This window comes from Enterococcus gallinarum (genome assembly GCF_021496385.1).
In the GTDB taxonomy this organism is placed as follows: Bacteria; Bacillota; Bacilli; order Lactobacillales; family Enterococcaceae; genus Enterococcus_D; species Enterococcus_D gallinarum.
On the sequence record NZ_CP050816.1, the window covers coordinates 3,138,308 to 3,165,095 of the forward strand.

Here is a 26,788-nt window from a genome sequence, read left to right on the forward strand (position 1 = left end):
GATCACACTCCTTTTATTCTTATCTCAAATTGATAATGATAATCCTGTAAACGTAGTTGGTATTTGTCAAGTACATCCGGACCACAGCTTCTGGAACCAATCCCGTGCTGTTGATAATCGATGTACAAATAATAGCGGTCTGCTTTTTTTAGTTCATGAATATGTTGTGCGGAATCAATAGCCGCAGCAGAATAAGAATGTACACTAAAATTAAAGAAATGGTTTCCTTGGAACTTGAGCGCTAATTGATCGTCCGACTTGAATGTCGCCCACTTCGTCTGGCAATGATTGCCACTTTCTTGTGGATATAAATATTGGAAACTCAGTTCATCTGTTGCCTGAGAAAACACATCAAAGTAACTGCCATTTTCAGTATCTGCATAGGTTTCTTTAGGTCCCTTTCCAGACCAGCAAGTTTTCGTAAATCGTTTATGCAGCTGCCAAACAAGTCCGATACGAGGAACTGTCAGCGGATAATGGTTTTTAGGCTCCCCAGATATTTCATAGGTGACTCGTCCATCCTTGAAAAAAGTGATATTCGTTGTTTGCTCAATATGCCAAAACTTTCCTGCTGGCCCGATTGCTTCCTTTAAAGACAGTTTCAATTTATCAGAATCATTGGCGACAATGCTGCAGCTCATTAAATTTGTCATCATGCGATCGACACCATATTCCCGCCATATTTCACTAGAAATAAAATCATTGTTTGTTGTCGGCCTCCAAAAAATACTTTCTGGAGAGGCTAGATAAATGTCTTGATGCTCGTTCATGAACTGCCATTTACCAGTAGTTTTATCTACTCTCAAATAATTTGTCCCATTTCGGAGCAGCAACATTTTTGCATCATCCTGAATTTCATTAAATAGGAGTAAATCAGGTTCTTGCCCTGGTAGAGAGTCTCCTTCGATTGGCATAGATGCGACAATACGAGCTAATTTGCCACGAAGCGTCTTTTGCTCATCGAAAATCTGCACTTTTAGCAAATTTCCCTTTTCTGCGAGCAACAGTTCGCTAGGTAATATCACTTCGACGTCTTTTTCGTGGGGTAAATGAACTGTCACGATCTTACTTACCAATACTTCTTGATCTCGCTTTATTTCAAAACAACACTTCATCCCTAACAAGTCTTTGAATTGATTGCGATTGCGTAGGATTATTTTTCCGACTTCATACAAGGAAAAATCAATGGCGATTGGTTCTTGTTGTCGTTGAATATCGAAATAACTGGGTGATGGTTGTAAATCAGGGGTCATTAACCCATCCAAAACAAAATTGTAGTCATTAGGAATATCACCAAAATCGCCGCCGTATAAATAGGTCGGTTGCCCTTCCCGCTTTGCTTTGATTCCTTGATCTTTCCATTCCCATAAAAAGCCACCTTGTAATTGCGGTTCTTTATAAAACATTTCCCAGTATTCTTTCAACGAACCGGGGCCATTTCCCATCGCATGTCCATATTCACAAAGGATGTATGGTTTGATAACTTGCGGATTGTCTGCGACCTCTTGTAATTCTTGAATCGTCGCATACATTCTAGAATTAAAATCGGCTTGCTGAACATCTTTAAAGTAGCGCCCATCTGTTTCTGAAATACAATCACGGGACTCTCCTTCATGATGAATCAATCGAGTAGGATCTTTTTCGCGGCACCAACGAATCATTGCTTCATGGTTTGTTCCGTTTCCAGACTCATTTCCTACCGACCAGATAATGATTGAAGGATAATTTTTGTCTCGCTCGACCATTTGTTTCATGCGATCAAGATAAGCTTTCTCCCAATCTTGATTGCTGCTCAAATAATTTTTATCTCCGGTACTCCCTATTCCATGACACTCTAAGTCCGCCTCATCCATCACGTATAATCCGTAGCGATCACACAATTGATAAAATTCAGGACTATGAGGATAGTGAGCTGCTCGAATGGCATTAAAATGCGCTTCTTTCATCAGCTGGATCTCTTTTTCCAAGAAACCTTTTGGCAGAGCTCGCCCCTTCGTCTCATGAAACTCATGGTGATTGATTCCTTTAAATAGAATTGGTTTGCCATTAATACAAATTTTGTTTTCCAAAAGAGCCACTTCTCTGAAGCCGATTTCCTGACAAATTTCCTCTTCTGAAGTGACAAAGCGCAACCGATACAATTCTGGTGTTTCAGCAGTCCATTTTTGAGGTGAAACGACTGGAAAAGAAAAATGATGGTTTTCTTTATCTATCACAATCTTTTTTTGAAAGACAAGTGATTCTTTTTCTAAAAAAATTTCGCAATCGAGCTGATTACCATGAATGTTCGGAAAATCAATAGTCAAAATACCATTCTCATAGTTGCTGTCAAATGATGTTTGAATGTGGAAATCCCAGATACATTCTTGGGGGCGATGCAGCAAAGCTACATCACGAAAGATGCCGCTCAACCACCACATATCTTGATCTTCAATATATGAACTATCGGACCATTGAAAAACTTCAACGACAAGTTGATTTTCTCCCTTTTCGATAGAAGCGGTTACATCGAATTCAGCTGGATTGCGGCTGCCCTTACTAAATCCTATATATTTACCATTAAGATACAACGCAAAGCAATTATCCACTCCTTCAAACCTAAGAAATTGCCGCATTTTTTGAGAGTCACAAATAAAATCATATCGGTAAACCCCTACCGGAATCTCAGAGAACGTAAAGGGCGGATTGATTGGAAATGGATATTGTATATTCGTATAGTGCGGTTGTCCATACCCTTCCATTTGCCAATTACTTGGTACAGAAATCAGGTGACTATTTTGCCAAAAATCATCAGCAAAAAACCGCTCCCTTTCAACATCTAGATGAGACGGAAAATATCGAAATCGCCAAAATCCATTCAATGACAAAACTCGCGAAGAATTGTCATGATCATCCATTGGAGCATAGGGGAGATAATAACTTCGCGGGCTTTGTCTATTTTCATGAATGCGCTGGGGATCTGACAAGTAGTTTGTCTTAAACATTCGTTTTTCTCGCTTTCATTCATAATTAGTCTTTCATACCAGTTGTTGCACCAGAATCTAAGATATAACGTTGGAACACGATAAACACGAGAACTAAGGGAATAATTGAAAGCACTGAAGCAGCAATCAACACGGTCCAGTTGACATTTTCTGCCCCCACCAAACTCCTAATAGCTACCTGAAAAGTGTATTTTTTGGGGTCGTTCAAAACAATCAAGGGCCAGATGTAGTCATTCCAACGCCATTGGAATGAAAAGATGCTCAGCGTCATAATGATTGGTTTGGCAATAGGTAACATGATTTTCATAAATATTTCCCCATCCGAGGCTCCATCGATGCGTGCGGATTCGATTAAGTCGTCTGGAATAGAGACGAAGAAGGTTCTGAACATGAAAATTCCTGTAGCAGTGTTGATTGAAGGAATAATGATCCCGGCTAAACTATCATACAAACCTAATTCTCGAATCACTGTAAACACTGGATTCATGATTACTTCGGTAGGTAACATCGTTGTTGCAATAATGCAGACAAAAAAGAATTTCAACCACTTCATATCATATTTTGCAAATGCAAAGCCACACGTTGCACTGGCAATAACCGTCAATATCGTGGTAATAACGGACGACTTCAAAGTATTTGTAAAGTATCTTACGAAATCTAGACTGGACCATGCATCGAGATAATTCTGCATGGTGGCATGCTCCGGCAAGACACTTAATGGATAGGAAAATAATTCTGACCCAGGTTTAAAAGAGCTGAGTATAAACCAAACTAGTGGGAACAAATACAGCATTGCCACAAGAACCAAGGCAGCTGTGAGAATGGTTGTGCTCGTTTTATCGTGAAGCTTTGATACGTCATTCATTTTTACCACCTCCAATTTTCATTTGAACGAGTCCGAGAACTAATAAGATTGCAAATAATACCATGGAGGCTGCACTGGCATACCCAACTTTCATCTTGTCAAAGCCAGTTGTATAAATGTATTGCACAATGAACATATTTGCTGTACCTGGTCCGCCATTTGTCAAGGATTGAACCAAAGCAAATTCTTTCATGGCACCGATACTAGCTAATAGGATCACCATAAAGCTAGTCGGCTTCAATGAAGGTAGCGTAATGTACAAAAACTTCTGGAAGGATGAGGCACCATCAATATCGGCTGCCTCATAATATGACCTAGGTATGTTTTTGAGAGCAGACATAAATTGCAGCATGTTAAATGCTGTCCCACCCCAAAGCGCTGCCAACAGAATTACCGAAAATGCAGCGCTTGCATTGGAAAACCAGGGAACAGATTCGCCGCCTAAATTCCCAATGATATAGTTCACAAAGCCAAAATTTTCTCCAAACAACCATTTCCAAATAACCCCAGCAACAATACCCGAAATTGTCCAAGGCAAGAAGAAAACAATTTTCCCTAAGAGCTTTCCCTTTGTGTGCTTGCTGTTCAGCAAAATGGCAATTCCTAAAGAAACAGCGTAAATCAGCGGCACCAAGCAAATTGCATAAGTAAAGGTTCGGAATAAAGATCGGTAAAAACTCGCATCTTGAAATAAAGCAATATAATTTTCGAAACCAAGAAAGTTAGCAGTCCCAAATCCTTTGTAGTCCGTTAAAGAGTAATAAAAGCCCAAAATTGCTGGTACGAGAAAAAAAGTAATGAACAGGACAATATTGACTCCCGTAAAAATCAAAGGCCATTTATTTTTTTTAAGTTTCTTCATGCTCTGCCCCCCTCTTTCATTTTTACAGCTGGTATGACTTGATACGATGCAAGATGTTCAATCTCCTGCCAAACTAATGCGCCAAATTGAGGATCATAAAAGGATTCATCGGTCATTTTAGATTTTTTAACCGATTTCATAAAAGTCTCAAAAGTCGAAAACTCATTCCTGCTCCCGCACTTCACAAGTACGGTATGATTGATTCCTTTAAAAACGATGTCTCTACCACGAGTATCCCCGATCTGCTGCATTTCATAACCTTGCGAGAAGTAAACGCCAAGGTAGCTTTGATCTTTTTTGATAAACAGCCAATTAGAATCATTGATATCCACCCGCTCTAAATTCCAATAGGGCACATACATGTGGATAAACGGTACATATGCTTTGGATAAATCGTATTTCATATGCAGAATATTTTTAAATTGTTTAATACAAGGCATCCGGCCATTTCCAGCCCAATAGCTAGGCCGATTTTCACCACTATGCATAAACTCACCTGGGTTGTTTATCCAAAGCTGTGTCCCATCACTGCCTAACGAAAGATTCATCATATGTTGTTGATGGCCCTTTTGAAAACAGTGATACTCGATTCCACTAGCAATTGAATATTCTCGACATTTATAGAGATACGTCTGCACTCGATTGATCCCCTGAAGATAAGTTGCTGTCAATTCCTCATTTGCCTGTAAATCAATCAAAGACATGCATTCTTTTGGTGGAACATAATCAGATAGGCAAAAAAGTGTCGATGCTCGTAAGGCGTAATTAAAGTTCCCTCGATCCCAAGCAATTGCCAAAATATTGCTTATTTCTCCCAAACGCATGGCTTTCAAATCGTGCTCATATGTTCTGCCAAATGTGGAGGAAAGAGTTCCTCCATGAGAATTTACAGCCATGATCGTGAATGTGAAATCCAATGCTTTTTTCGCTGCATCTTTTATCTCTTCATCTGGCGCATTCGTATAAAGGCTGAAAAAACCTATTAGATCGATAGGCAGATACGTAGTAGAATTCCATTCAGAAAACCCATAGTGTTCAAATTGATCAAACCACTGTAACAAGCGCTGTTTTCCTAATTCATATTGTTGACTTCCTTGTCTTCCACTCGTGACAAACGTTTCCTCTGGAAGCAAGCATCCAGCAAAATATTGGCAAGCATGAAACAATAAGGAGTGATTTTCACTAAAGTACCACATGACATCGTTTCCAGGCTCATCAATCCAATAGCGAAAATGTATCGCCAACTCTCGGAGTTTTATCCTTAGTTTCTCTGGCAACTGCCCTTTTTTTCCTAGCCAAAAACCTAGTAACGGTGCGAACATAAAATCTGCGCAATCTCCCCGTTCCTTTATCATACGAAAAGCCGGCTGAAGTTTTTTCCAGCACTCTTCTGATAATTTCCCGGTTAAGTGAATTTCTGCTAACGCACTATTCATATCCGGAATGGCAAGGTTTGAAAAGATTGTCAAAGCTGTCGCTTTTCTCACTTCTAAAGTTGCACCTAAGTTGCGCTTTAACTTTTCTTCGTTATAAACTGTAAAAACAAGTTTTTTAAACAGATAGGTTTGGTCTGGAAGTAACACGCCCACAAACAGATGCGTTAGCCCTGAGGTAGGGATATCTTCCACATTCCCTAAAGAAATGCGTTGATTATTTAAAGGTAGAAACTGACTTTCTCGTCGGAAATCTGTAATATTTCCCCCAATTTCTTCTGTAAAGGTGACCTCTTCATAAGTAACAAAGACTTTCTCGAAATAATCGTAGTCCGAACAAATACGTACTTCTCCTTTAGAATAAAAATCTTTCTCAAAATAAAGTCCATTCAAGAACTCCTCTGCCCGTTGAAGAATAGTTTCGTCATACGATAAAGGCAAGACTACTTGAAAGTGATGATTCGACAAGACGTTTAATTCAACAAAAAAATTTACATCTCGCTCGGCTAGATCATCCATGTAAACAATGAGTTCATTATCGCCTTGTTCTAGCGGGAGAACTACAGTGGTTTTCGTGCCATGGTTTCGCGTATAGGGCCGAAAATCAGTAAGCAATTTCCCATTCATCCAAAGAATAGCTCTTCCGCAGGTAACCAACGAACATTCCACCGCTTGTTTCTCTTGACAACGAAGCTGTGCCCGCAAGTATGTACTTACTTTATGCGGAGTTGCTTGAAAAGTAGAAAAATCTACCCTCGGATTTTCAAAACCATCATATACCTCTGAAAAATCTTGCTTTCCAGGATACGGCACCTCAGAAAGCGTTTGTAAGAAATTTGCTCGAATGGGATATTCGACTTCTTGATACCCTTCCGTCATATTTACAGGAGCATCAATACAACTAGCTTTGCTTTCAACTTTTTCCTTTTGGAGCATGCTGCGTTGCCAACAATTGATCGAACTGCCTTGTTTTACTGAATAGATATAATCGCTCATTCTTCTCCCACTTTCAAAATAGAATGGATGTGGACCGGATGAGTACCAGTCCACATCATTTCCTACTTTACTTCTTCGTGTACCCCTCGTCGTAGTCTTTTTCGATATTCTCAATCATTTGATCAAAGCTGATTTCATCATTCAATACTTGAATCATTGAGTCCTTGTATGCCCCAGTTAGTCCAGTGTATCCAGCCATTGTCATCGCCACTTGATCTGCAGTTTGTTTAGAAGAAATTGGTTGGGCCGCCGCTTCAATTTCTTGATTGTAAATATCGTAAGCCGCTTGTGCATCTGCGTAATTCACTTTTATTCCTTCTTCTGCTGGAAGATAACCAGCTAATTCACATAACTCAGTATAATTTTCTGGTGTGTACAACCACTCCATAAATTTCTGTCCGCCCTCACTATTCTTGCTGTTTTCAAAACCAACCATAAAATTACCGCCCATATTGGTAGCACGAGTTGCTTCATACGGCATGTAAATGGCTTGCCAATTGAAATCTTTAATGTTCGTGGTGAAATCTTTGATTTGCCAACTTCCTGACATATATGCTGGAATCATTCCACTCTTAAACATTGAAGAAGCATCTTCTCCAGAAGTCCAGACCGTTTTTGGAATTGTTCCATCATTATTTAGGTCAATGAACTTTTGTAACGCAGCTTTTGTCGCATCATCAGTTTCATAAGTACCGGTTTTATCATTCAGAACAAAATCCTGCCCACCAAATTGGTACGTGAACGCTCTCAATCGATGATCAGACGGGTCCATTACAAACCCATATTTGGCATCTGTTTTTTCTTGGATCGTGTCCACAGCTTCTAAAAATTCATCCCATGTCCAAACTTCTCCTTCATTCTGCGGATAAGAAACCCCTGCTTGATCAAAAAGATCTGTATTGATGAACATTCCTACCGCAGTAATATCTGTTGGTAAGGCGCGAACCTTGTCGTCTTCGTCTTTAATCGTCATTGAATCTAGCGTTTTGCCTTTTTTAGCAATATCTGTCAAATCAACTAAATAGTCTCCCCAATCTGGTAAGACCCCTGCAACCCGTGCAACATCGGGGGCATCATCTGACTGTACAGCTTTAGAAATTTTCGTCTCCATATCTGCATAAGGTACGTCTGTTACTTCTACTTTGATACCAGTCTCTTCTTCATAACGTTTTGCCATCTTACTATAGGCACCGCCTTCTGATGCATCTCCCGATACAAACAATCTTACAGTGTCGGAAGAAGCTGAGTCAGAATTGCCGCATGCCGACAAGCCCATTAATAAACCCACACATAAACCAGCCTTTAAAATCTTGTTTTTCATCAATATTTCCTCCTAATGATCTATTTAAAATGACTTAAACCCAAAATTGCTGAAAAAAACAGTAATACTCCAATTATCGTGTGTATCATCTCTATCTTGGTCTTTTTTTCCTTTAATAATAGAATCCCGCCCATAATAGATACAAAGATGCACAACTGAGAAATGGTATAGCTTAAACCTACGCCTAACTGTGTTGCGATATAAAATAAGGAGATATTTGCAATTGTCCAAAATATACCTGTCAGTACATTACGAGAAATTCTTGACAACTCTTGCTTTTCTTGGTCGAATTTCGCAATCACGCAAGAGGAAAGAAACATCGCAAAAGCTTGAGGTAGAAAGATTTGTAGCCCTTTCACGTGAAAAAGTGACGTCGTGACCACATAGCCCATCAGACAAAGTGATGACGTACAAATCATGAGAATGGTTTGTAGTGATATTGATTCTTGCTGCTTATTCTGTTTTTGATTCATTGTAACAAGGTAGATTGCAACTAAAATAACCAGCAGCAACAGCAGGGTAATAAGAACCTGTTTCAGATTCTGCCATTCACGGAGAAGGATGCCAGAAGCGAGTGACGTAAACAGCAATTGTGTCCCGTTTGATAATGGCATCACTTTTGACACTGCCCCAGTCGCAAGGGCTTGAAATTGGAGATATTGACCACCCGCCCAAAATGATCCCGAAATCAATGCTGCAATAGTCCCCGTCAATGTGTATTCAACACCCATTAGAAAACTGAGAATGATAGAAATGCCAAATGCCGTAAAGGTTGTGCCCAATAATTGTTCCACGGGTGTTCCTCCAGCTTTTTTGGAAACAATCGGCATCAATCCCCATCCCAAAGCTGGCAAACTATAGATAAGTAAGCTCATGTGATTGCCTTTTCTTTCAAAGATTCTGCGATGGTTAAGGCAAGCAACGTCATTGCTTGTCCATACACCATTGGCATTTGGACAATTCCTTTATAGTCCTCAGCATTGCAGGAAATCGGAGTACCTGCAGACACTCCAAGTACCGTACCATCTTCTGCTATTTTAGCTGTTAAGGATGAGATTAAATCGTTGATTACCTCTTGAGAAAGCTGAATAGTAAGGAAATCACTCTTTACCCCTAAGAGAATGCCAGCAATGATTCCGGCTGATCCGGAAGTTTCCGTATAGGAAGTCGGATCCGTTAAAATTGTATGCCATAAGCCATCCTTACTTCGGATTTCCAACAAAGATTTCACTTGATTGTTGTAGAGATTCAATAGGTACCTTTCTGACGACTTAGCTAAATAACCGTTCATTATTTCCAAAAACAGCGGGATACCAACCGTGATCCAGCTATTTCCTCGACACCAAAAATTGCCTCCGTAATTTGATTGTTCTTCAAAATTCCACCCATGATAAAATAAACCACTCTTACGATTTAAGAGGTACTTACAGTGAAGAAGCATTTGTTCGATTGCATCCTCACGCCAGATTTGATTATCGTATTTCACGCCCATTTTCCCCATAAAAAGAACTGTCATAAAAAGAGTATCTGCCCAGATCTGGTTCCGATTTTCTTTTACTGTGAATTTATCTATTCCAGATGTAATATGCTGCAGTCCATTTTCATCTGTTCTAGGAAATTCTTTTTCGATCCACTTCATCCATTCTAGAGCAAGGGTTTCATACTCCGGATAGTCAACAAGTGTTAGTAAAGGACAAATCGTATTCACATTTTTAGTTGGAAGACCTTTATTGATCTCTTCAGTGGCCCATTGTTTGATATATTCATCATTTATAGGTCCCTCCAAATGCAACCCATAAATTCCGACGCCTTGAGGCCAGTCCCATTGCTCCATACCAAAGTCTCTAGCAAAGAATCCTTTACTTTCTGATAATTGATTATTACTGTCTCTAAAATCTTCCTGATTTAACGGTAAGCTATCAAAATGCTTAAGCCGTTCTCTTACAAGTGAGATTTTATTATTTGCTACTACCATTCTTAACTCCTCTTGGCTCTTAAGTTTTTTAATTGGTATTGTTTTGGTGATTCGGCTTGTATCTCTTTAAATTTTTTAATATAGCTAGATTCATCACGGTACCCGATTTTTTCCGAAACTTGTTTCACAGAATATCCTTGTTCTAACAATTCTCGTGATTTCATGATTCGGATATAGATTAAATATTGATTTGGTGTCATACCAAGTGCATTTTTAAATGCGCGAATAATCGTTGATTTACTGATAAAAAAACGTTCACTTAATTCATCCAGAGTCATTTCATTCATGTATTCCTCTTTAAGAAAAGAAACAATCTCAGAAATTGTTTGATAATGCTCATAAGATATTGGTTTATGTAATTTCTCATCAGAGTAAACGATTTTATTCAATAGAATAAGTAACTCCGTCAACTTCAATTTTAGATGCAAAAGTTCAAACGGCTCTTTTCGCTCTTGGTCACATCGAATCATTTCTTCATAAAGATCAGTGACTTTAAGACTTTGATCTGAAGTCAACTCAATACAGTCAACCTTCTGTTGCTTGGAAAATATTTCTAAAAGAAAAGGAAAATTTGTTGTAAATTCTTCAATAAAACTGGGCTTGAACAAAATAAAATAGCGTTCATACAATTTGCTGCGATCAATGGAAACTCGATGGAGCTCTTCTGAACTAAACAGAGCAACCGTACCAGCATCTGCATCAAATTTTCGCTCATCAATCTGATAAGTCGTGCTATTCGTTAATGTAAAATGAATTTCAAACCCATCATGAAAATGCGGTTTATCCATAAAATGAATCCTATCTATTTTGTGCATTACCACTAGATCATTTTCAATTAATACCTTATCAACGTTTTCGGTATCTAATCTCATGCTCTCACCTCACTGACAAGATGATTGTAACCGATTTCTAAAGTTATTTGTATGCGTTTCCATTCAATTAATCGGGCAATATCGTCAGAACAGATGAAATTCAGCACGATTTAATTGATTGCTAAAATAATTTATCAACAAAAATTACTTAAACTAGAGAACCAAATGGAAGAGAAAATAAACTGACAGAGTCCAGTGCATTTTAGAGAAATAGCATTAAAAGCTGTCTATAATCATAAAAAAGAGTGCCCAGAAAATATTTTCTGGGCACGGGTAAAATCATTTATTGTCAGCAGAAGGCAATGTCTGCATCAGTTCAAAAAAGTGACTGGCATTTCCTGTACTAAAATAGTTATACCATGCTTCTAACGTCTCTTTCTTGAACACATGTAAGCTCTCTATGATTTGCTTCGTCCAAAGTAACGCTCCCGTTGATCCTGCAGTGATTAGACGATTATCCGATACAGATCGCTGATCTACGTATAGTTCTTGGCCATTGTATCCCAGGCAAAACATTTCAAGAAATTCAAGACTGTTACTCGTATGTGAGCGATCATTCAATAAGCCAACCTTTCCCAAGGCTACCGTGGCGCCGCAAATCGCTCCAACAGTTCCACCCAGCAAAAGCAACTCTCTCGCTGCATCAAGGACAGCGTGATGTCTTGAATCACTCCAATTATCCGCACCAGGTAACAATAGGATAGATTCTTGGTTTAAATCCATTTCCTCCACTAAACAATCAGGAGTTATTTTCATTCCTCCCATAGTGTGAATAGGTTGTTTCGAATGACCAACTGTTTTTATCCTTAATAAAGGCGCATCCGCTTTAAAAAAGCGTTTTGAATGTAGCTCTGCTGTCACATATCCTATTTCCCAATCTGCTAGAGTATCTAGTACGTAAAGATAAATTGTTTTCATAATTTCCCTCCATTAATCGTTCTTTCTGCTATCATTATACCTATCAATTGTTGACAACTTTATGACAACAATACCAAAATAATTTACTAGGAGTTTCTAAATGAAAGTGAGTAGATTGGTCAGTATTATAATCCTTCTAATGGATAAAAAAAGAGTGAGCGCGAAGGAACTAGCCGAAATGTTTGAAGTGTCACCCCGTACGATTTACCGCGATATAGAGGCAATCAGTATAGCTGGGATTCCAGTCCATTCTACTTCTGGCGTGGGCGGAGGATTTGAGATTATGGAAAAGTATAAAATGGATAAAAATACTTTTACAGAAGAAGACTTGATTACGATTTTAGTAGGCATCTCCAGTATTCCAAGTGTTATGAAAAGTAATGATTTTGTAAATACACAGACCAAAATCAGAAGTCTGATCCCGCCAGAGAGAATAGAATCAGCTCACGTACAAGCAAAGCAAATGCATATCGACTTTAGTCAATGGTTGGGCGATCGAAATTTAGAAACATATCTTACTATTATCAAGGGGGCTTTACAAAAAAATCATTTACTCACATTTGATTACATTAACCACAAGGGCAACAGGACCAAAAGACAAGTCGAACCTTATCAGCTGGTTTTAAAAAATAGTCAATGGTACTTTCAAGGATACTGCTATGAAAGAAAGGATTTTCGATTATTCAAAGTAGCTCGCCTTTCGAATTTAAAAATGGATGAGAGCAGTTTTGTTCCAAAATCTCCTCCAGCGCTACCTTTGCTTACTCCAGAAATCTTAAATAAACGACAGATATCGATCAAACTAAGAATTCATGCGTCTATCATGGAACGATTACTCGATTATTGCGACTATAACCAATTTGTAAGAGAGGATGAGACCCATTATATCGTCACATTCCCCTTTGTAGAAAATGACTATTATTACGGGATTATTTTAAGCTTAGGGGACAAATGCGAATGTCTAGAACCTTTACATGTTCGCACAGAATTAAAAAGGAAAATCGCCAGTTTAACCCAACTATATGACAAATAGCTTCAGATAAGCGAGTAAGTTCATTTAATGAAACCTTGCTTATACGAACGAAAGTTTTCACTATGAAAAAGAGTGTCCAGAATGACGATCTACTGGACACTCCTCTTTACTCTTCTAATGATAAATGTAAAATAGAATAACGCTTTAAGTTTGGTTTGAGCACTGGCTTCTCCTCAAAAAATGAGAAGGTGACATACTTCCATTTATCCGGATTATAAATGGTAAGTTTACCCAATGAATTGTCATAATCATTCGATTTTAGTCCAACTTCTTTTAATGAAGGCTGCTCGTGAATATCATGACATTCTTCGATTACATACTTACTTTCTGAGAAGGAACGGTCTAAGCGGATTTCTGAGGTAACACCTATCTCAATGTTTTTCCGGCCGAAAGAAGCAATAATATTGTCAAAAAATCCGCCAAAAATAAATTGTGTCATACCGTCTGTTGCTTTCCAAACATACAAAGGGCAATAACTATTTTCTAAATCACCGCTACTTTTCTCAGTAATCAGGTAAGCCTTAAACAGCAAATCTTTAAAGCCATCTGTCTTGTGCCCATTATCTTTTACTCTTTTTCTTATCTTTTCCATGTCGTAATCAGCAGGAAAAACTATTTTATATTGCATCGCTTGCATATTCGCTCTCTCCTTTCGTTATCAAAAAAAGTATACTTGACATCCCCCATCGCGCATAATATAGAATCATGATATGCTTATCACAAAAAATGATAAGTAAGAGGTTAGTCTGATGAATTTTAATGATTTGATGATTTTTAAAGCGATTTATGAAGAAGGAACGCTTAACAAAGCTGCTAAAAGATTGGGCTATGCTCAATCGAATATCACTGCACGTATTCAAACAATAGAAGATGAATGTAATACGCATTTATTCATACGGAACCATAATGGCGTAACTCCGACTGCCAATGGGGAAGAATTTTATCTTTTCTCGCTTACTACTTTGTCAAAATTTGAGAACGTTAAAAAAAATTTTTTTGAACAGCAGCCAAAATTACTCACATCAGAATTGCTACTAAAATATCTAGTCAATGAATGCCAAGAAATCTCAATTGAATCGATAAAAATAAGATGCAAACGGACCGAAATGATTCTTTCAGAAATTTGCCGCGAGCCTTATGATTTCGTCATAACATTTCAAGAAATAAATAGGACAGAGTATACTTTAACAGAAACCAAGCAATACTTGTGAATTTTTTATGCGGTGACCGAAATAAGACAAATGTACCACTATTGATCAATAGTGACTTGGATTGTCCTTTAAGACAACTAACATTAGAAATAGTAAAAGAAACGGAGCGATTGATTGAAATAGATTCATTAGAAACTATTTTAGACCTCGTTTCAAAAGGCCAAGCAATGGCTTTGCTGCCAACTTATTTAGAAAAAGAAGGCTTTCTACCTATAGATAATAATCTATTCGCAATCAATTATTATTGTTATAAGCATAACTGATAACTTCTGACTGTCACTTTTCAGCTTAATGAATGAATCAATCTAGAATCAACGAACCATCTACTACTCAAAATTATGCATCTAAATCACTTTTTATGTCTTTGCTGCTTTATTAGGGACGTTTCCCGTTGTCGTCATTCTGAACACCTGAACTGAAAAAAGAAAACTCTTTTGCTGTTAACCTTCGTTGCTCTCCCGATAAAATCGAAGTCTGACACGGCTTCGATGTCTTGTTAATCATCAGTTTCTGGGAAAACCATCGACAAAATCGTCATAGCCTTACCTTCTTCTTTAACAAGAAACAGCATACGAGATTCTCCTTGATCAACCTATCTACGGTTGATCAAGGAGAATCTCGATTTTACTGACATATTCTGTTGGTTGATTTGTCTCATGAAAGTCGATCAAATAAAATTCATAGTAGTCACCAAGCGTTGCAAGTTGGTGTTGCTTTAAATAATCGTTTAATTGACGAAGCGCTGCTCCACGATTCTTATAGGTCCCTGTATAGTAAATAGAGGCATAATTACCAGCTGGCAGAACAAATGCTTTCTGATCAGAAAGATCACTGGTTAAACAATAAAAAACTTGATGTTTAAACGTCTCACCATGGGGGGTTAAGACGGTGCCGAAAACATTTTGATTGTTGGCATGTAATTCTTTTTCAAACTGTTTATGCAATCGCTTGAGCTCAAAATACAAATCTCTTCCTAATGTATTTTTTTCCTGGCTCAAAACAATATAGCGATCTTTGTGGTAGAGCCTTTCGATTTCATGGTTTTGCTTGGTTTCCGCATACTCGAGTAAATCGATTCTCTCTTGCAACAACGCTTGTTTTTGCTTCAATTCCTTGATCCGCTCATCCAATTGTTCACGCTCAAAATTTAAGATTTCTTTGGTTAAAGCTTTGTTCTTGGTATCTAAATACGTCTTTATTTCCTCTAAAGATACATCAAAAAAACGCAAATCTCTTATCGTGTTCAACCGTTGAATTTCTTCATAGGAATAATCACGATAGCCATTCTCAGAATACTTTGGTGACAGTAAGCCGATTTTTTCATAATACCTAAGTGTATGGGACGTGATATCATAATTTTCACTGATTTCTTTTATTTTCATCTTGGTACCTTCCACCTAAACGATTTAGAATAAGTTTTAAACCCTTATAAGATGCATCTGATAGGATTCAAAACAAACACCTAACTTTCCCCCAGAAGCTTTGGGCAGTCTGATTATCCCATAATCTTAAGTCAAAAGAAATAGCTTCGTTCCAGTCCTCCTAAAATCATTCAGTCGTTAAAAAATCATCTACTCAACGAACTTATTCAGATACGAGCGACTGTTCATAAAATTCAGCCTCACTAGCTAAAAATTTCGCAACAACAGCAGGGTCTTTTTTGAGCTCTGAAATGATCATAGGGTCGTCAGCAAGTACAATCACTCCCAGCTTTCCGTCGCGAATTGATTCGTAAGGAATGAACTCACTATAGTTTTGTTCAATCGAAAAAGAGTAGGTAGATTGGATGTCCTCACTTCCTGTGACAGATAGAGCGGCTTCAAATTGGCGGTCTTTCTCAGCAAAAGATAGCTCTAATTTTTGGCTATCGCTCGTACTAAAAAATGGGGTACTTAAAGATTGAGTCGAATCTTTGGTCTTTAAATTGGTGGAGAAAACAAAGACACGCTCACCGGCTTTTTGGTGAATGGTATACTTGTTGACAGTCTTTCTTTCAACTTCTGGAACTGCCTCAAACTCTGCAAGTGTTCTTGATTCATCAATCTCAGCATTTGAACTTGTTTCGCGAGTTGTATGACAACTCCCAACGATGGTGACACTTAACAAAGACAGTATCCCTACTAGGAACTTTGACATCTTTTCTTCCCCCTATCACTGAATGATCTATTAAAAACAGTATAAATGAAACCGCTTTAAAATGATAGTTAATTACTATATAAGCAAATTAAAACAGCAAAAAACTATCCGAAGGCTCTTTTTTGAGTCTTCAGATAGTTTTTCAGATGTATTATTAATGAGACAGACGTATCGAACAAATGAATGATCATTGTTCCAGTGCATTCTTCCTCACTAGTATTCCCCACAACACGAGTAACGCTAATCCGAGAAAGATGAATGGCTCTCCAACACTTCCTGTTTTAGGAAGCTTTCCTAGTTTCGAACCATCTCCCACAATGATTTTCCGCCCATTATCTGGATCGGGTTCATCTTCCGGATCATCAATCGGGTAGTTCTCTTCTCCGATGCGTCCACGAACAGTTAATTGATAAGAGGGTTGTTTCTGGACATTGGTCCAGGAATTCTGTGCTTCCGCCGCTAAAACCGTCTTCGAAACAAAACTTCCCAGCAAGATAATCATAGGCAGCAGATAGAAACTCTTCCATAATCGTTTCATTGGATTGCTCCCTTCTGTAACAAGAGAACGATTCGAACAGCCATTATACGTCTGCAGCGAAACGCAAAACTAAAGTAAAGCTTGGATTTAATTCAGATGAAGCATCGGTTGGGCTGGCGGTACCAGCAAATGAGAATGTATCAAAAGTGACTACTCCGTCTTTCCCGTCTAAAGTGAATAGCTCTGTCTCTGTAACAGATGACACACCATTTTCAAATAGTTCAATCCCATTGATTTCTAATCGATCGACTACGTCCATATCATACACGTCATTTACGGTCGACACATACGTTTTTACACCAACTGCAGAATTATTGGTGACTGTATAAGTTGGGGAAATGATTTCCGTATGATTTGAATCTTCGGTTGTCCAAAATAATGCAGTTGTAGGAATAGTAACATTGATCCAACGATTGGGATCGTGAGGATCGGGACCGGGTACCGTATTGTCAAATTCTCCGATGATTCCGTTCACAGTGATGTCTCCAGAATTGGCTCCTGTACGTCCATCGACTACTTGCTCCGCAAATGCCGGTATACTACTTGCTAAAATCCCAACGATTGTTGCTGTACTTAGTAAAGCTGTTGCTTTTTTCATTTTATATTCCTCACTTTTTGTTTGATTTTAGTTCTTAACGATAATCGTTAATTCAGCTTCAGTGACTCCTTGTTTTTCTTTCGTTTCAGGGTCGTAGATATTGATTGTTGCTTTTGCTTGGTATTCTCCCTTAGCTAATGGTGTGATCAAATTGACGTTTTCCACAAACTGATTGGGATAAATTGCTCCTGATGAATAGACAAGTTCTCCATTTGATAAGGTTATGTCGACCGCAATTGGATAAACGTTGGTCCCAGGATTTACAATCTCGATTGAGCCAGAACTGTTTCCATCTTCAAAGACGGCTTCTGGGTTAATCTGCAACGTAAAGTAATTGGCATCCGCAATTTCCTGCGCACGTTCTGAGAGACGTTGATCCGTGGCATCGCCGGCTTCTGGCAGCAGATCGGCACTGATAATTGGTACTGGATCTTTCTGAAAATAGAAATATGCTCCCAGTCCACAGATGATTAAAGCGAACAATAATAGCCACAATAATCCTCGCTTTTTGTGTGCCCTTTCATGGGTTTGCTCCATAGGTCCCACCTCCTTATCTATGTCTTGTCTTCAGCAGCTGTCGTTAAATGTTCGAAAGATTCTCATGGAACGAAACGCAGAATAATCTGATATTTCGGAGCAAGCGACTCTTCATAATACCCGCCTTGCTGCATCTGGTCATCTGTGATCCAACGCGGGTAAGGACCATAGTAATGACCTGACAATTTAACAGGAACATGGCTTCTTTGAGATAGACGGACAAAATGTTGTTCTGCCATTCTTTCAGAAAGCTGGACCTCGGCTTCTTCCGTCTTGATGCTCAGTCGTAAGAGCGGAATCGGAATCCCCGATTCTGAGGCTTGATCCTGATGTATTGGTGTTACATAATCAAGTGGGCTCTCGCCCTCAGCCAATAATGTAATTCCTGCATCATCAGTGATAGCAAGTTGTGTGACATACGTATCGACCGGGATCCTTGATTGATTCTGAATCTCATAGTCCGCGCTTTCAAAACTGCGATTACTTTCGGCATCATCATAGAGTGATTCAAAAATCATTTTGGTAGGAATCGTAACCTTTAAGTGTCCCAGTTTAGAAGACACATCAATGCCAATCCAAAATTGATACGCCTTGTTTCCTACTTCCAATCGTGCATAGTAGGTCCCATCTATAGTGGTATCGAGGGTGAGATCCGTCTCGATCACTCGAATTTCCGAAGAGAGATCCGCTTCAGTCAAGAGGTTCTTAGCTGACGCCCGGCTTTCTCGTAAAATCATCTGATGTAATTCAGCATTTGATGCTAAATCATTAATAGCCAAACGATCCAATGTGATATTGTTGGCTCGATACTCGATACCTTTGATAACCTCTCGATCAATTGTTATATCTTCCAATGTATTAACCGAAGGTTTCGAGAGAAAAAGTATTACTTTTGTAGTTGTTTCCAAACGTTCGTTTTCAGCTAGAACGATTTTAAAAGAACGGATCTGTTGCTGAGGGTCTTGATAGTCCCCCCATTCGATTCGAGGCGAGTCTTTCTCGATAACCACTGTGCTTCCATCTGTATTCTGATAAGTAATCGAAAGTACATCCACTGATTCGGTCATATAGCCGGTAATTGAGTCAGATTGATCACTGACAGGATGTAGCCCTGCAGAAAGTTCTTTCAGGGTATTCGGTTCCCAGATGTAAGTTCCGGGATGGCTGCCATTATAATTGTTCATAAATTCAGCAGATGAAGAAAATGCAATGGGATCAGTATCTTCAGTTGGATCACTCAGGATCCAGCGACCAGTATATTCATGATTGACCGGAACACTAGGCAAGCCCACAGATTGATTGAAGATGGATCTTTCTCCCAAAGTGAGCGACCGTAATCCTGTCATACCGCCAAACATATTGGTTATAGTTACTGGTAAGGTATTTGTCGTCCAACCACTTAGATTTAATTCAGATATCGCACTAGCATTCTGGAATGTACTAGTCATATTAACAATCCTTGAAGTTTGCCAGTCTTTCATATTCACTGTCTTTAAATTTGCAGCATTTTGAAACATCCCATTAATATTTGTTAGGCTAGTAGTATTCCAATTGTTTAAGTCCAGATGCACGATTCCGCTTCTTGCGAACATCGAACTCATATTCTCTACCATTCGAGTATTCCAGTTCTGAATGTCGAGGGTTTCTAAAGAAGTTGTACCGACAAACATACTTGCCATCGTAATGACTCGCGACGTATCAATATTCCCTATTGCCAGATCTGTTAATGAACTAGCGCCACTAAACATAGAGTGCATATTGATGACCGACGTTGTATCCCATTGATTCAAGTCAAGCGACGTCAAGGAGCTATTACTGCCAAACATCCAATTCATATAAATAACTGAAGATGTATCAAATTTATCTATACCTTGAATTTCTCTCAAATGCGATAGTCCCATAAATAATTGACCTGAATTTTCTGGCAACGTCACCTTTTCAGTGACGATAATAAGTTCGACCTCATTCAATAGATTTTTCCATGGTGCATTGGCAACAATCCCCGCAGTACCGCCAAAAAGGGTGATCGTTTTTGAAGATTCATCATATTCCCAGGGAACAGTCCCCCATAATGCTCGTTCTTTTTCTTCCCATATGTATGTCCCAGGATAACTGCCATCGTAATTCCTCAGAAATTCATAAGAAGTATCGTAGGCAATCAAATCCGCTTCCCATTCGATACTTTCCCGAAGAACCCATCTTCCAGTGTAACGCTCTGTTATTGGGACGTCAGGCAGACTGGCCACACTCCAAAAATCATCAGACATATAGAAAATTGACTTTTCCCCTAATGTAAGTTCTTTTAAATTAGTCGCTCCTGCAAACATCGAACGTAAATTAGTAACTGCGCTTGTATCAAACCCACTAACATTGAGTGATTCAATTCCACTGTTATAAACGAGACTTCTCATGTCTGTCACTGATCTCGTATCCCAAGTGCTTAGATCCAGCCTTTTTAAACTGCTTGTCGAACTAAACATGGCCGTCATATTTGTCACCTGAGAGGTATCAAAATTGTGTTCATTTTGAATAGATCGTAGATTGGGAGTGCTTGCAAATAAGTTGCTAGAATCTGATGGTAAGCGAACTCTCCCGGCAACAATAATCTGTTCCAATCTTGGCCAGTATGCTCGCCAAGGTGCATTAAGGGTTGTCCCGCCATCTCCCCCGTACAGAGTCATGGTGTTCGTTTCCTCATCGTATGTCCAAGGCACCGTTCCCCAACTTCCTTGAATCTCACTTCGTTGGTCTACCGACTGTGGGTTTTCATCTTGTTCTTCACTTTCTTGCCTATCGTTATCAGTGAATGATTCATCTGGAGTTTCATCTTGTTGCCACGATTCCTCTGGTGTGGAATCGATCTCGGTATCCCAAGTGGCTTCTTCCATTGAGTCTTCCTCTTCACTAACCGATTCATGACTATCAAGAGTGTCTGGTTCCTCATTCTCTGGCAGTTCTTGCGCCGCTTCTTCTTTCTGTGTATAGTCTTCAGAGAGAGCCATTATTGGCTGAAAAATATAGAAAATTAAAATAAGCATGATCAGCCACGATTTTTTTTTCATTTGTCATCATTACCTCCCTTCATAAAGTGAATTTAAGTAACCTTCGCATTCAATACTCTTTTTTAGACAGCAAAAAATCATGAAATTCAAAAAAATCAAAGGAAATTCAATTTTCCCGAGACCAATCATAACATCTCAAAAAAAAATTTACTTTCCAATATTTTCTTCACCCAGTGAAAATATTGAAGTGACGTTCCTCTTTTCAATAAATAAAGACGAATTTCTTAGTGGTTATATAACAAATCAAGTATTCCATTGCTAAGTATTGAAACGTTAAGGATTGACTTTTCCGTAAGCAGCGATTTTGTTAACAGACCACAGGCATGAGAAAGAAAAAATGTGATTATAGAAAACTGAGGTCCAGCCATTCCATCTAATGAAATTCGTTATTTTACGTCTATACTTCGTAAGCAAAAAAAGGTATTCTCTCTTAAAAAAGGATTATTCAATCGGAGGAATGCAAATGTCAGGAGTCAGTTATGGGTATGCGCGGGTTTCTACAAAACAGCAAGATCTTTCGCGTCAATTGGATTTACTTGAGAAATATAATTGTCACAAAATTTATACCGAAAAGATCAGTGGTATCCAAGCCAATCGGCCAGAGTTGATCAAATTAAAAAAGCGCGTAAAGCCACAGGATCAAATCATCATCGAAAGCTTTTCCCGTCTTGGCCGCAGTACCAAAGACTTAATTGATTTGGTATATTTTTTTGAACAAAAAGGTGTGAAAGTAATCAGTATCAAAGAAAATTTTGATACTCAGACACCGCAGGGGAAATTGATGATGACCGTTTTCCAAGCATTTAGTCAGTTTGAACGTGATATTATTGTCGAACGTACCAAAGAAGGGCTGCTATCCGCACGAGCCCGGGGAAATATTGGAGGGAGGCCGAAAGTGGAACCACAGGTCATCAAAAAAGCCCTTTATCTCTATCAAGAGCAGGGCTGTTCAGTGGTTGATGTTTGTCAAAAGACCGGAGTGAAGAAATCAACCTTTTATCGTTATTTAAAACAATCAGCATTGCAAAGCTGATCACTTGGCTTTCCTTCGCTAACCCAGCGAACCACATCAAAAAACGACCATTGTTTTACGATGAGAGCAAGCTCATCACGAGTAATCCAATGGTCGTTTTTCTAATTTTAACACAGCAAATTTTCTAGTGTTTAATCAAATATTCTCTGGTTCTTCTTGTTTCTGATAATATTTTTTTTCAAAATCAGTCCATGATCGGCTAAATTGATGGTTCGAAAAGGCACTCTTTAAGCCGGAGCTTTGTTTGAAACGAAAGACTTCTTCTGCCTCCATTCCCAATTCTTTGGCAATCCGATCATCTGTCCATCCGCTTGCTACTAATTGTTGAACGATTTTGCTCATTTTCTCGATACCATGAGTGCCTCGAGCTCGATTATGTCTAACAGTGGAAGCCATACGGTGTTCCAATGGCTTATCGATAACAGTCACTGGCACTTCTTTTAGGTTCAACCGTTCTTTGGCCACTTGATAGCGGTGAAAGCCGTCAATCAGTAAGTACCCTTCTTTTTCGTTGTCAAAATAACAGACTAATGGTTGTGTGAAGCCGTCTTCCCGAATCGACAACTCCAAAAGTTCCAACTCGGGTTCCGCTACTTTATTGGGATTGTAGTGATTGGCGTGAATTTGAATCAATGGAACCATTTTTACAGCTAGCACAGGAAAAGCAATTTTTTCCATTAAACAGAACACTCCCTTTTGAGAAAATAATAGTTCTTCGTTTGGCGAAAAACGGTGAACCCTTTTGTTTGGAACAACGCCACTTCGTTAGGGTGATTCGTTGTGACTGTGATTTCTTGATCCGGATGTTTTTTTCGGATGTCATGCAGCATTTTTCTTAACAAAAGAGTTTTTCTGCCTGAAGCAGGCTCTTTTTCATAGAATTCGCCAATCTCGATGCGAGCTGTTTTTTTTTCATAGTAAGAGAAGCCCATCACCTGATTCAGCGAATCCACGATCACATACCAATGGCAATCCCCAGAATTAACGAGATAGGGAAATTGCTTTTGGTAGATTCGCTCAGCAAAGAAAGGCCCCATCAATTGATAGAAATGTCCTTTCTTATATGGTGGAAAAAAGACGATCAGTTGTTCTTTCAACTACTCCACATCCTTTCAGCAAATAACTGATTACGGCTGATTCTTGGTCAATTGTTCATAGGTCTTTCCTAACTTCTTCAATTGGTATTTTGGCAGGTGCTCGATGCCTAATGCCGCACCAAATTCCACAGCTAACGCATAGAGTTCAGACTCGTCTTTCTTGGTCAATGCGTATTGTCTGGTACTCAAAGAAAAATCATTTTTTTCCAATGCTTTCGCGATCCCCTTCCAGTCATGCCAAAGTACTTCATTCTTCAGCCATTCTTTGCGTTTGGTTTCATCGGGGATCGCCTCTACATGAACACCGTACTTGTCCCGATAGTGAGCGATCAGAATCGATATTTTACGGTAGTAATGGTCTTGCAGATTTTTGGAATATAGCCCAATCGATTCCAGCAAAAAGACAGCGTACTCCTGCCAAGTCATGTGGGCAGGTTTTTGAGTATTGTAATGGGCCAACAAGGAAGTCCGTGCATACAAGCGGCCAAAATTCGCGCCCGAGACGCGGTTGACGACTTTCTCCCAAGTATCCGGTTCGACTAACGCATATTGAGAAAGTCCTTTTCGTTGCTGCAGGCCATATGGCTGACAAATCCGCATTTGGGAGAGGGACACTCCATAAGTGTAAAGCTTGTCATAAAAACCATTCATTTCCCAATCAAAGTGCGCATACGCCCCCCAGACGTCCTCTGTCTTCCAGTCATAAAGCGGATAAAAGTTGAGAATCTCCCCTTGATTGGTTTGATGCTTGATCCAGCAATGTCCTTGATAATTGAAATTCCGATTTAAAATAGCCCGGTAGCGATGCAAGCTTTCTTGGGTACGAATGCCGATGCCGCAGGCAACCGGCTCGCCTTTATGATGATTCGCATACCAAAAGGCAAAATTTTTCAGAAATTTATCTGGGTTTAAATTCGCACTTTGGTACAGTTCCATCATTGATTCATCGAGATCTGACAGCGAAATCGCATCCCTGGGCATTTCTTGGACCCACTTATCCCGTTCGGCTTCATCCCACATTTTCCACTGAGGTTGAAAAATACTAGTCGTGTTATCTTCATAAAATGGCAAGCAGAAATGATAGACCTGTTGAACGCTTTTCAGCCGTTTGATCGATTCCATAAAGTTCCGAGTTGAGCGATAATTGGCTTCGATGTCTAAAATCAACAAGTCAAATTTTTTTCCACTTTTTTGGGCAATTTGGTCAGCTAATTGGACCATTGCTCCGCTGTCTTTCCCACCGCTAAAAGAGAAATAAACATGAGAAAAGGTATTGAATATATACGTCAGACGTTCCTCAGCAGCTGCCAACACATTGATATCGCAATATTTCTTCATAAACCCCGCTTCTTTTACTTATTTTTGATTGAATTTGTGCATGTATTCACTTTCATTATAAAGTGAATTGGGGTTGCTTACAAGCCTACCACTTAATTGCAGAATCCTTCTTAACGAAATAAACATCCAAATATTTCCACTCTTTCTTTCGATTAGGAAAAAAAATTTGTCTGTCTAACCCTGACATTGCTTGAGCTGGATCATCAATTAAGCGGATTGGGAAAATCCAATGGTTATCAAAACGTAAAAATCCCACTGGACTAGTTACTAGTCTAGTGGGATTTTCCTTACTCCAATGGAAAATCATCGTTCGTTTTTATTGTTTCGTCACTTTCTCCAGTTGAGTGGTTTTTTTTCCACAAGATGTACACAACGATGACAGCAACCATTAAGATACCGCAATTCAACCATTTGGCATCATTTAATACGTGCAAATCTGGAGATGACAATGGATCGTTTCCCGATAGCTGTAACAAGATATTCAGCGGGCGATCAAAGAGAGTTGTCATAATCAGTAGAAAAGCCATCATGACGAATTGATGCGTGACACTCCCCTTATTTTGAGTGGTAAATTTGGCGATCATTCGCTGATCAACAGGCAAAGAAGGTTCCTGCGCATACCGTTGATTCAACCAGCTGCTGGTCAAAGATTGCCAAAAGCTTAATAAAAACAAACCAAGAACAAAACTTTGTGGAAAAAGAAGCACAAACAATGAAAGAGCCAAACCACCAAGCAGAACTGGAACTGTATTTGGAGAAATACCTTGCAGAATACGTTTGCCTAAGATCATGGACAAAATCATTCCTCCAAGATAAGGCAAATACAAATAGCGAGTCAACGCCTCTGTCCCATGTAGACTTCCTAGATAAAGCGCTCCAAATAAGAAAACAAAATTCCCTAACATGCCATTTAAAAAAGTTAGCACGTTGAGCCATGAGGGCAGCTTCCAATGCTTCTTCGCTCGTCCCAGATAAAATACGGCACCTAAGAAGAGGAAAAAGAAACCATAAATCGCCCAATCAAGCAATTGGATATTTGCCAATAAACGTGCATTCCGCAGCAAAAAGAGTAACAAGAAAAAGATTAGAAAAAGAAGCAATTCTTTAAAGGCGATCACTTTTGAATTCATTTGCTTAAAGTCGATGCTATATCTAGGATAGTGGGTAACTGTATGGTAAGCCATGACGTAAAACATCGTATACAAGCCAAATGCGGCTATCAGCTTCGTTGTGCCTGACCATTCCATCACCACTAACAACAAAATCAGTAAGAACAATGCAAAAGGCACTTTTTTACGAGTCATATTGATAAATCCCAAGTTCTTTTCATGAAGATTGACCGTGCGATTCGTTGGAACTAGCCAAGAGGCACTCAGCCCTAGCAGACTACCGGATAAATAGAAAAATGGAAAATAATAAACACCTAGAACTCCAGCAAAGGCTCCAACACCACCCATCAGCAAAGCACCAATCAGCAGTGTATAACTGTCTAATCCCAAACGTATACTGCGGATGAGAAAAATTCCTGTCATCCGTAATGTATAAAATAAAGTAAACGGCAGAATCGTTAACCAACTCTTGCCATTATTCAATCCTAGGAATAACAAATACGGAATCACGATTACCGTATTACTTAAAAGAAATGGGGTCGTTTGTGCAAACGTCACGAGCCATTTCTTGATTCGTTGAACCATCAGGAACCTCCTTATTTCTCTCTACCAATCACTCATCTGTGGTACGATCTATTGACATGTACAAGTGATCGTTTCTCATTTATTATACCTTTTCTATATAAAGACCGCACGGCTTTCCATAAAAAAAGAAGCTAAGAGTCGAAGGCGTTATTCCTTTATCGCTCGTTTAGAATGTCGTTTTTATCACTTACATCTTTTCTTCCATTGAATTCAGTCATTCGCTATGCTACACTAGCGTTACTTTTGTTTGGCTGACGAACCGCTGCCCCAACCATGTTCGTTTGG

General features: G+C 39.1%; 23 protein-coding genes. 3 read left to right on the plus strand and 20 right to left on the minus strand.

Features of this window, described 5'->3' with window-relative positions:
* Positions 1–2: 2 nt before the first annotated feature.
* The 9 genes from HED61_RS15170 to HED61_RS15210 all read right to left on the minus strand — a co-directional run bounded on the left by HED61_RS15170 (position 3) and on the right by HED61_RS15210 (position 12,226).
* Positions 3–2,984: a glycoside hydrolase family 2 TIM barrel-domain containing protein gene (locus HED61_RS15170; protein ID WP_219645128.1), complete on the minus strand. Its 2,982-nt coding sequence runs from the start codon at positions 2,982–2,984 to the stop codon at positions 3–5.
* A 25-nt stretch (positions 2,985–3,009) separates the two neighbouring features.
* Positions 3,010–3,849 carry a carbohydrate ABC transporter permease gene (locus HED61_RS15175; protein WP_103300199.1) on the minus strand — a complete coding sequence of 280 codons (840 nt, stop codon included), beginning with the start codon at positions 3,847–3,849 and terminating at the stop codon, positions 3,010–3,012.
* The gene (locus HED61_RS15180; RefSeq protein WP_103300198.1) at positions 3,842–4,711 is read right to left on the minus strand and encodes a carbohydrate ABC transporter permease; all 870 of its coding nucleotides are present in this window, start codon (positions 4,709–4,711) and stop codon (positions 3,842–3,844) included. The genes HED61_RS15175 and HED61_RS15180 overlap by 8 nt, the downstream gene beginning before the upstream one ends.
* Positions 4,708–7,140, minus strand: a complete 2,433-nt coding sequence (locus tag HED61_RS15185; protein WP_219645127.1) for a hypothetical protein — start codon at positions 7,138–7,140, stop codon at positions 4,708–4,710. Before HED61_RS15185 ends, HED61_RS15180 begins: the two co-directional genes overlap by 4 nt.
* A 67-nt stretch (positions 7,141–7,207) precedes the next feature.
* Complete coding sequence (locus HED61_RS15190) at positions 7,208–8,461, minus strand: ABC transporter substrate-binding protein (protein ID WP_081131972.1); 1,254 nt, start codon at positions 8,459–8,461, stop codon at positions 7,208–7,210.
* 20 nt (positions 8,462–8,481) lie between these two features.
* Positions 8,482–9,336 (minus strand): GRP family sugar transporter, encoded by an 855-nt coding sequence (locus tag HED61_RS15195; protein ID WP_219645126.1) that lies wholly within the window; start codon positions 9,334–9,336, stop codon positions 8,482–8,484.
* Positions 9,333–10,436, minus strand: a complete 1,104-nt coding sequence (locus HED61_RS15200) for a glycoside hydrolase family 88/105 protein (RefSeq protein WP_081131974.1) — start codon at positions 10,434–10,436, stop codon at positions 9,333–9,335. The genes HED61_RS15195 and HED61_RS15200 overlap by 4 nt, the downstream gene beginning before the upstream one ends.
* A gap of 2 nt (positions 10,437–10,438) precedes the next feature.
* Complete coding sequence (locus HED61_RS15205) at positions 10,439–11,308, minus strand: AraC family transcriptional regulator (protein WP_081131975.1); 870 nt, start codon at positions 11,306–11,308, stop codon at positions 10,439–10,441.
* Positions 11,309–11,587: 279 nt separating this feature from the next.
* Complete coding sequence (locus tag HED61_RS15210) at positions 11,588–12,226, minus strand: type 1 glutamine amidotransferase family protein (RefSeq protein WP_081131976.1); 639 nt, start codon at positions 12,224–12,226, stop codon at positions 11,588–11,590.
* A 100-nt stretch (positions 12,227–12,326) separates the two neighbouring features.
* Here HED61_RS15210 and HED61_RS15215 point away from each other — a divergent pair, with 100 nt between their 5' ends.
* A complete protein-coding gene (locus tag HED61_RS15215) occupies positions 12,327–13,259 on the plus strand; it encodes a helix-turn-helix transcriptional regulator (RefSeq protein ID WP_103300195.1) in 933 nt (310 codons plus the stop codon).
* Positions 13,260–13,365: 106 nt separating this feature from the next.
* On the opposite strand, the gene HED61_RS15220 is transcribed toward HED61_RS15215, so the two are convergent.
* Positions 13,366–13,896: a DUF4865 family protein gene (locus HED61_RS15220; RefSeq protein WP_219645125.1), complete on the minus strand. Its 531-nt coding sequence runs from the start codon at positions 13,894–13,896 to the stop codon at positions 13,366–13,368.
* 112 nt (positions 13,897–14,008) lie between these two features.
* On the opposite strand from HED61_RS15220, the gene HED61_RS15225 reads away from it, so the two are divergent.
* Positions 14,009–14,470 (plus strand): LysR family transcriptional regulator, encoded by a 462-nt coding sequence (locus tag HED61_RS15225; protein WP_219645124.1) that lies wholly within the window; start codon positions 14,009–14,011, stop codon positions 14,468–14,470.
* Positions 14,471–15,066: 596 nt separating this feature from the next.
* Here the strand turns inward: HED61_RS15225 and HED61_RS15230 are convergent.
* From HED61_RS15230 to HED61_RS15255, 6 genes are all read right to left on the minus strand, one after another.
* On the minus strand, positions 15,067–15,852 hold the full coding sequence (locus tag HED61_RS15230; RefSeq protein WP_219645123.1) for a MerR family transcriptional regulator: 786 nt from the start codon (positions 15,850–15,852) through the stop codon (positions 15,067–15,069).
* A 202-nt stretch (positions 15,853–16,054) separates the two neighbouring features.
* Positions 16,055–16,606, minus strand: a complete 552-nt coding sequence (locus HED61_RS15235; protein WP_219645122.1) for a hypothetical protein — start codon at positions 16,604–16,606, stop codon at positions 16,055–16,057.
* 187 nt (positions 16,607–16,793) lie between these two features.
* A complete protein-coding gene (locus tag HED61_RS15240) occupies positions 16,794–17,144 on the minus strand; it encodes an LPXTG cell wall anchor domain-containing protein (RefSeq protein WP_081131982.1) in 351 nt (116 codons plus the stop codon).
* A 43-nt stretch (positions 17,145–17,187) separates the two neighbouring features.
* Complete coding sequence (locus tag HED61_RS15245) at positions 17,188–17,742, minus strand: hypothetical protein (protein ID WP_081131983.1); 555 nt, start codon at positions 17,740–17,742, stop codon at positions 17,188–17,190.
* Positions 17,743–17,769: 27 nt separating this feature from the next.
* Positions 17,770–18,279: a hypothetical protein gene (locus HED61_RS15250; protein WP_103300190.1), complete on the minus strand. Its 510-nt coding sequence runs from the start codon at positions 18,277–18,279 to the stop codon at positions 17,770–17,772.
* 62 nt (positions 18,280–18,341) lie between these two features.
* The gene (locus HED61_RS15255; protein WP_219645121.1) at positions 18,342–21,341 is read right to left on the minus strand and encodes a BspA family leucine-rich repeat surface protein; all 3,000 of its coding nucleotides are present in this window, start codon (positions 21,339–21,341) and stop codon (positions 18,342–18,344) included.
* Positions 21,342–21,804: 463 nt separating this feature from the next.
* Here HED61_RS15255 and HED61_RS15260 point away from each other — a divergent pair, with 463 nt between their 5' ends.
* A complete protein-coding gene (locus HED61_RS15260) occupies positions 21,805–22,374 on the plus strand; it encodes a recombinase family protein (RefSeq protein ID WP_219645120.1) in 570 nt (189 codons plus the stop codon).
* Positions 22,375–22,509: 135 nt separating this feature from the next.
* Here the strand turns inward: HED61_RS15260 and HED61_RS15265 are convergent, their stop codons facing one another.
* The 4 genes from HED61_RS15265 to HED61_RS15280 form a co-directional block, all read right to left on the minus strand.
* Positions 22,510–23,052 carry an IbrB-like domain-containing protein gene (locus HED61_RS15265; protein WP_005470480.1) on the minus strand — a complete coding sequence of 181 codons (543 nt, stop codon included), beginning with the start codon at positions 23,050–23,052 and terminating at the stop codon, positions 22,510–22,512.
* On the minus strand, positions 23,052–23,471 hold the full coding sequence (locus HED61_RS15270) for a hypothetical protein (protein ID WP_103300188.1): 420 nt from the start codon (positions 23,469–23,471) through the stop codon (positions 23,052–23,054). The genes HED61_RS15265 and HED61_RS15270 overlap by 1 nt, the downstream gene beginning before the upstream one ends.
* Before the next feature lie 30 nt (positions 23,472–23,501).
* The gene (locus tag HED61_RS15275) at positions 23,502–24,809 is read right to left on the minus strand and encodes a DUF3440 domain-containing protein (RefSeq protein WP_219645119.1); all 1,308 of its coding nucleotides are present in this window, start codon (positions 24,807–24,809) and stop codon (positions 23,502–23,504) included.
* A gap of 287 nt (positions 24,810–25,096) precedes the next feature.
* Positions 25,097–26,503 carry a hypothetical protein gene (locus HED61_RS15280; RefSeq protein WP_113849293.1) on the minus strand — a complete coding sequence of 469 codons (1,407 nt, stop codon included), beginning with the start codon at positions 26,501–26,503 and terminating at the stop codon, positions 25,097–25,099.
* Positions 26,504–26,788: the final 285 nt, after the last annotated feature.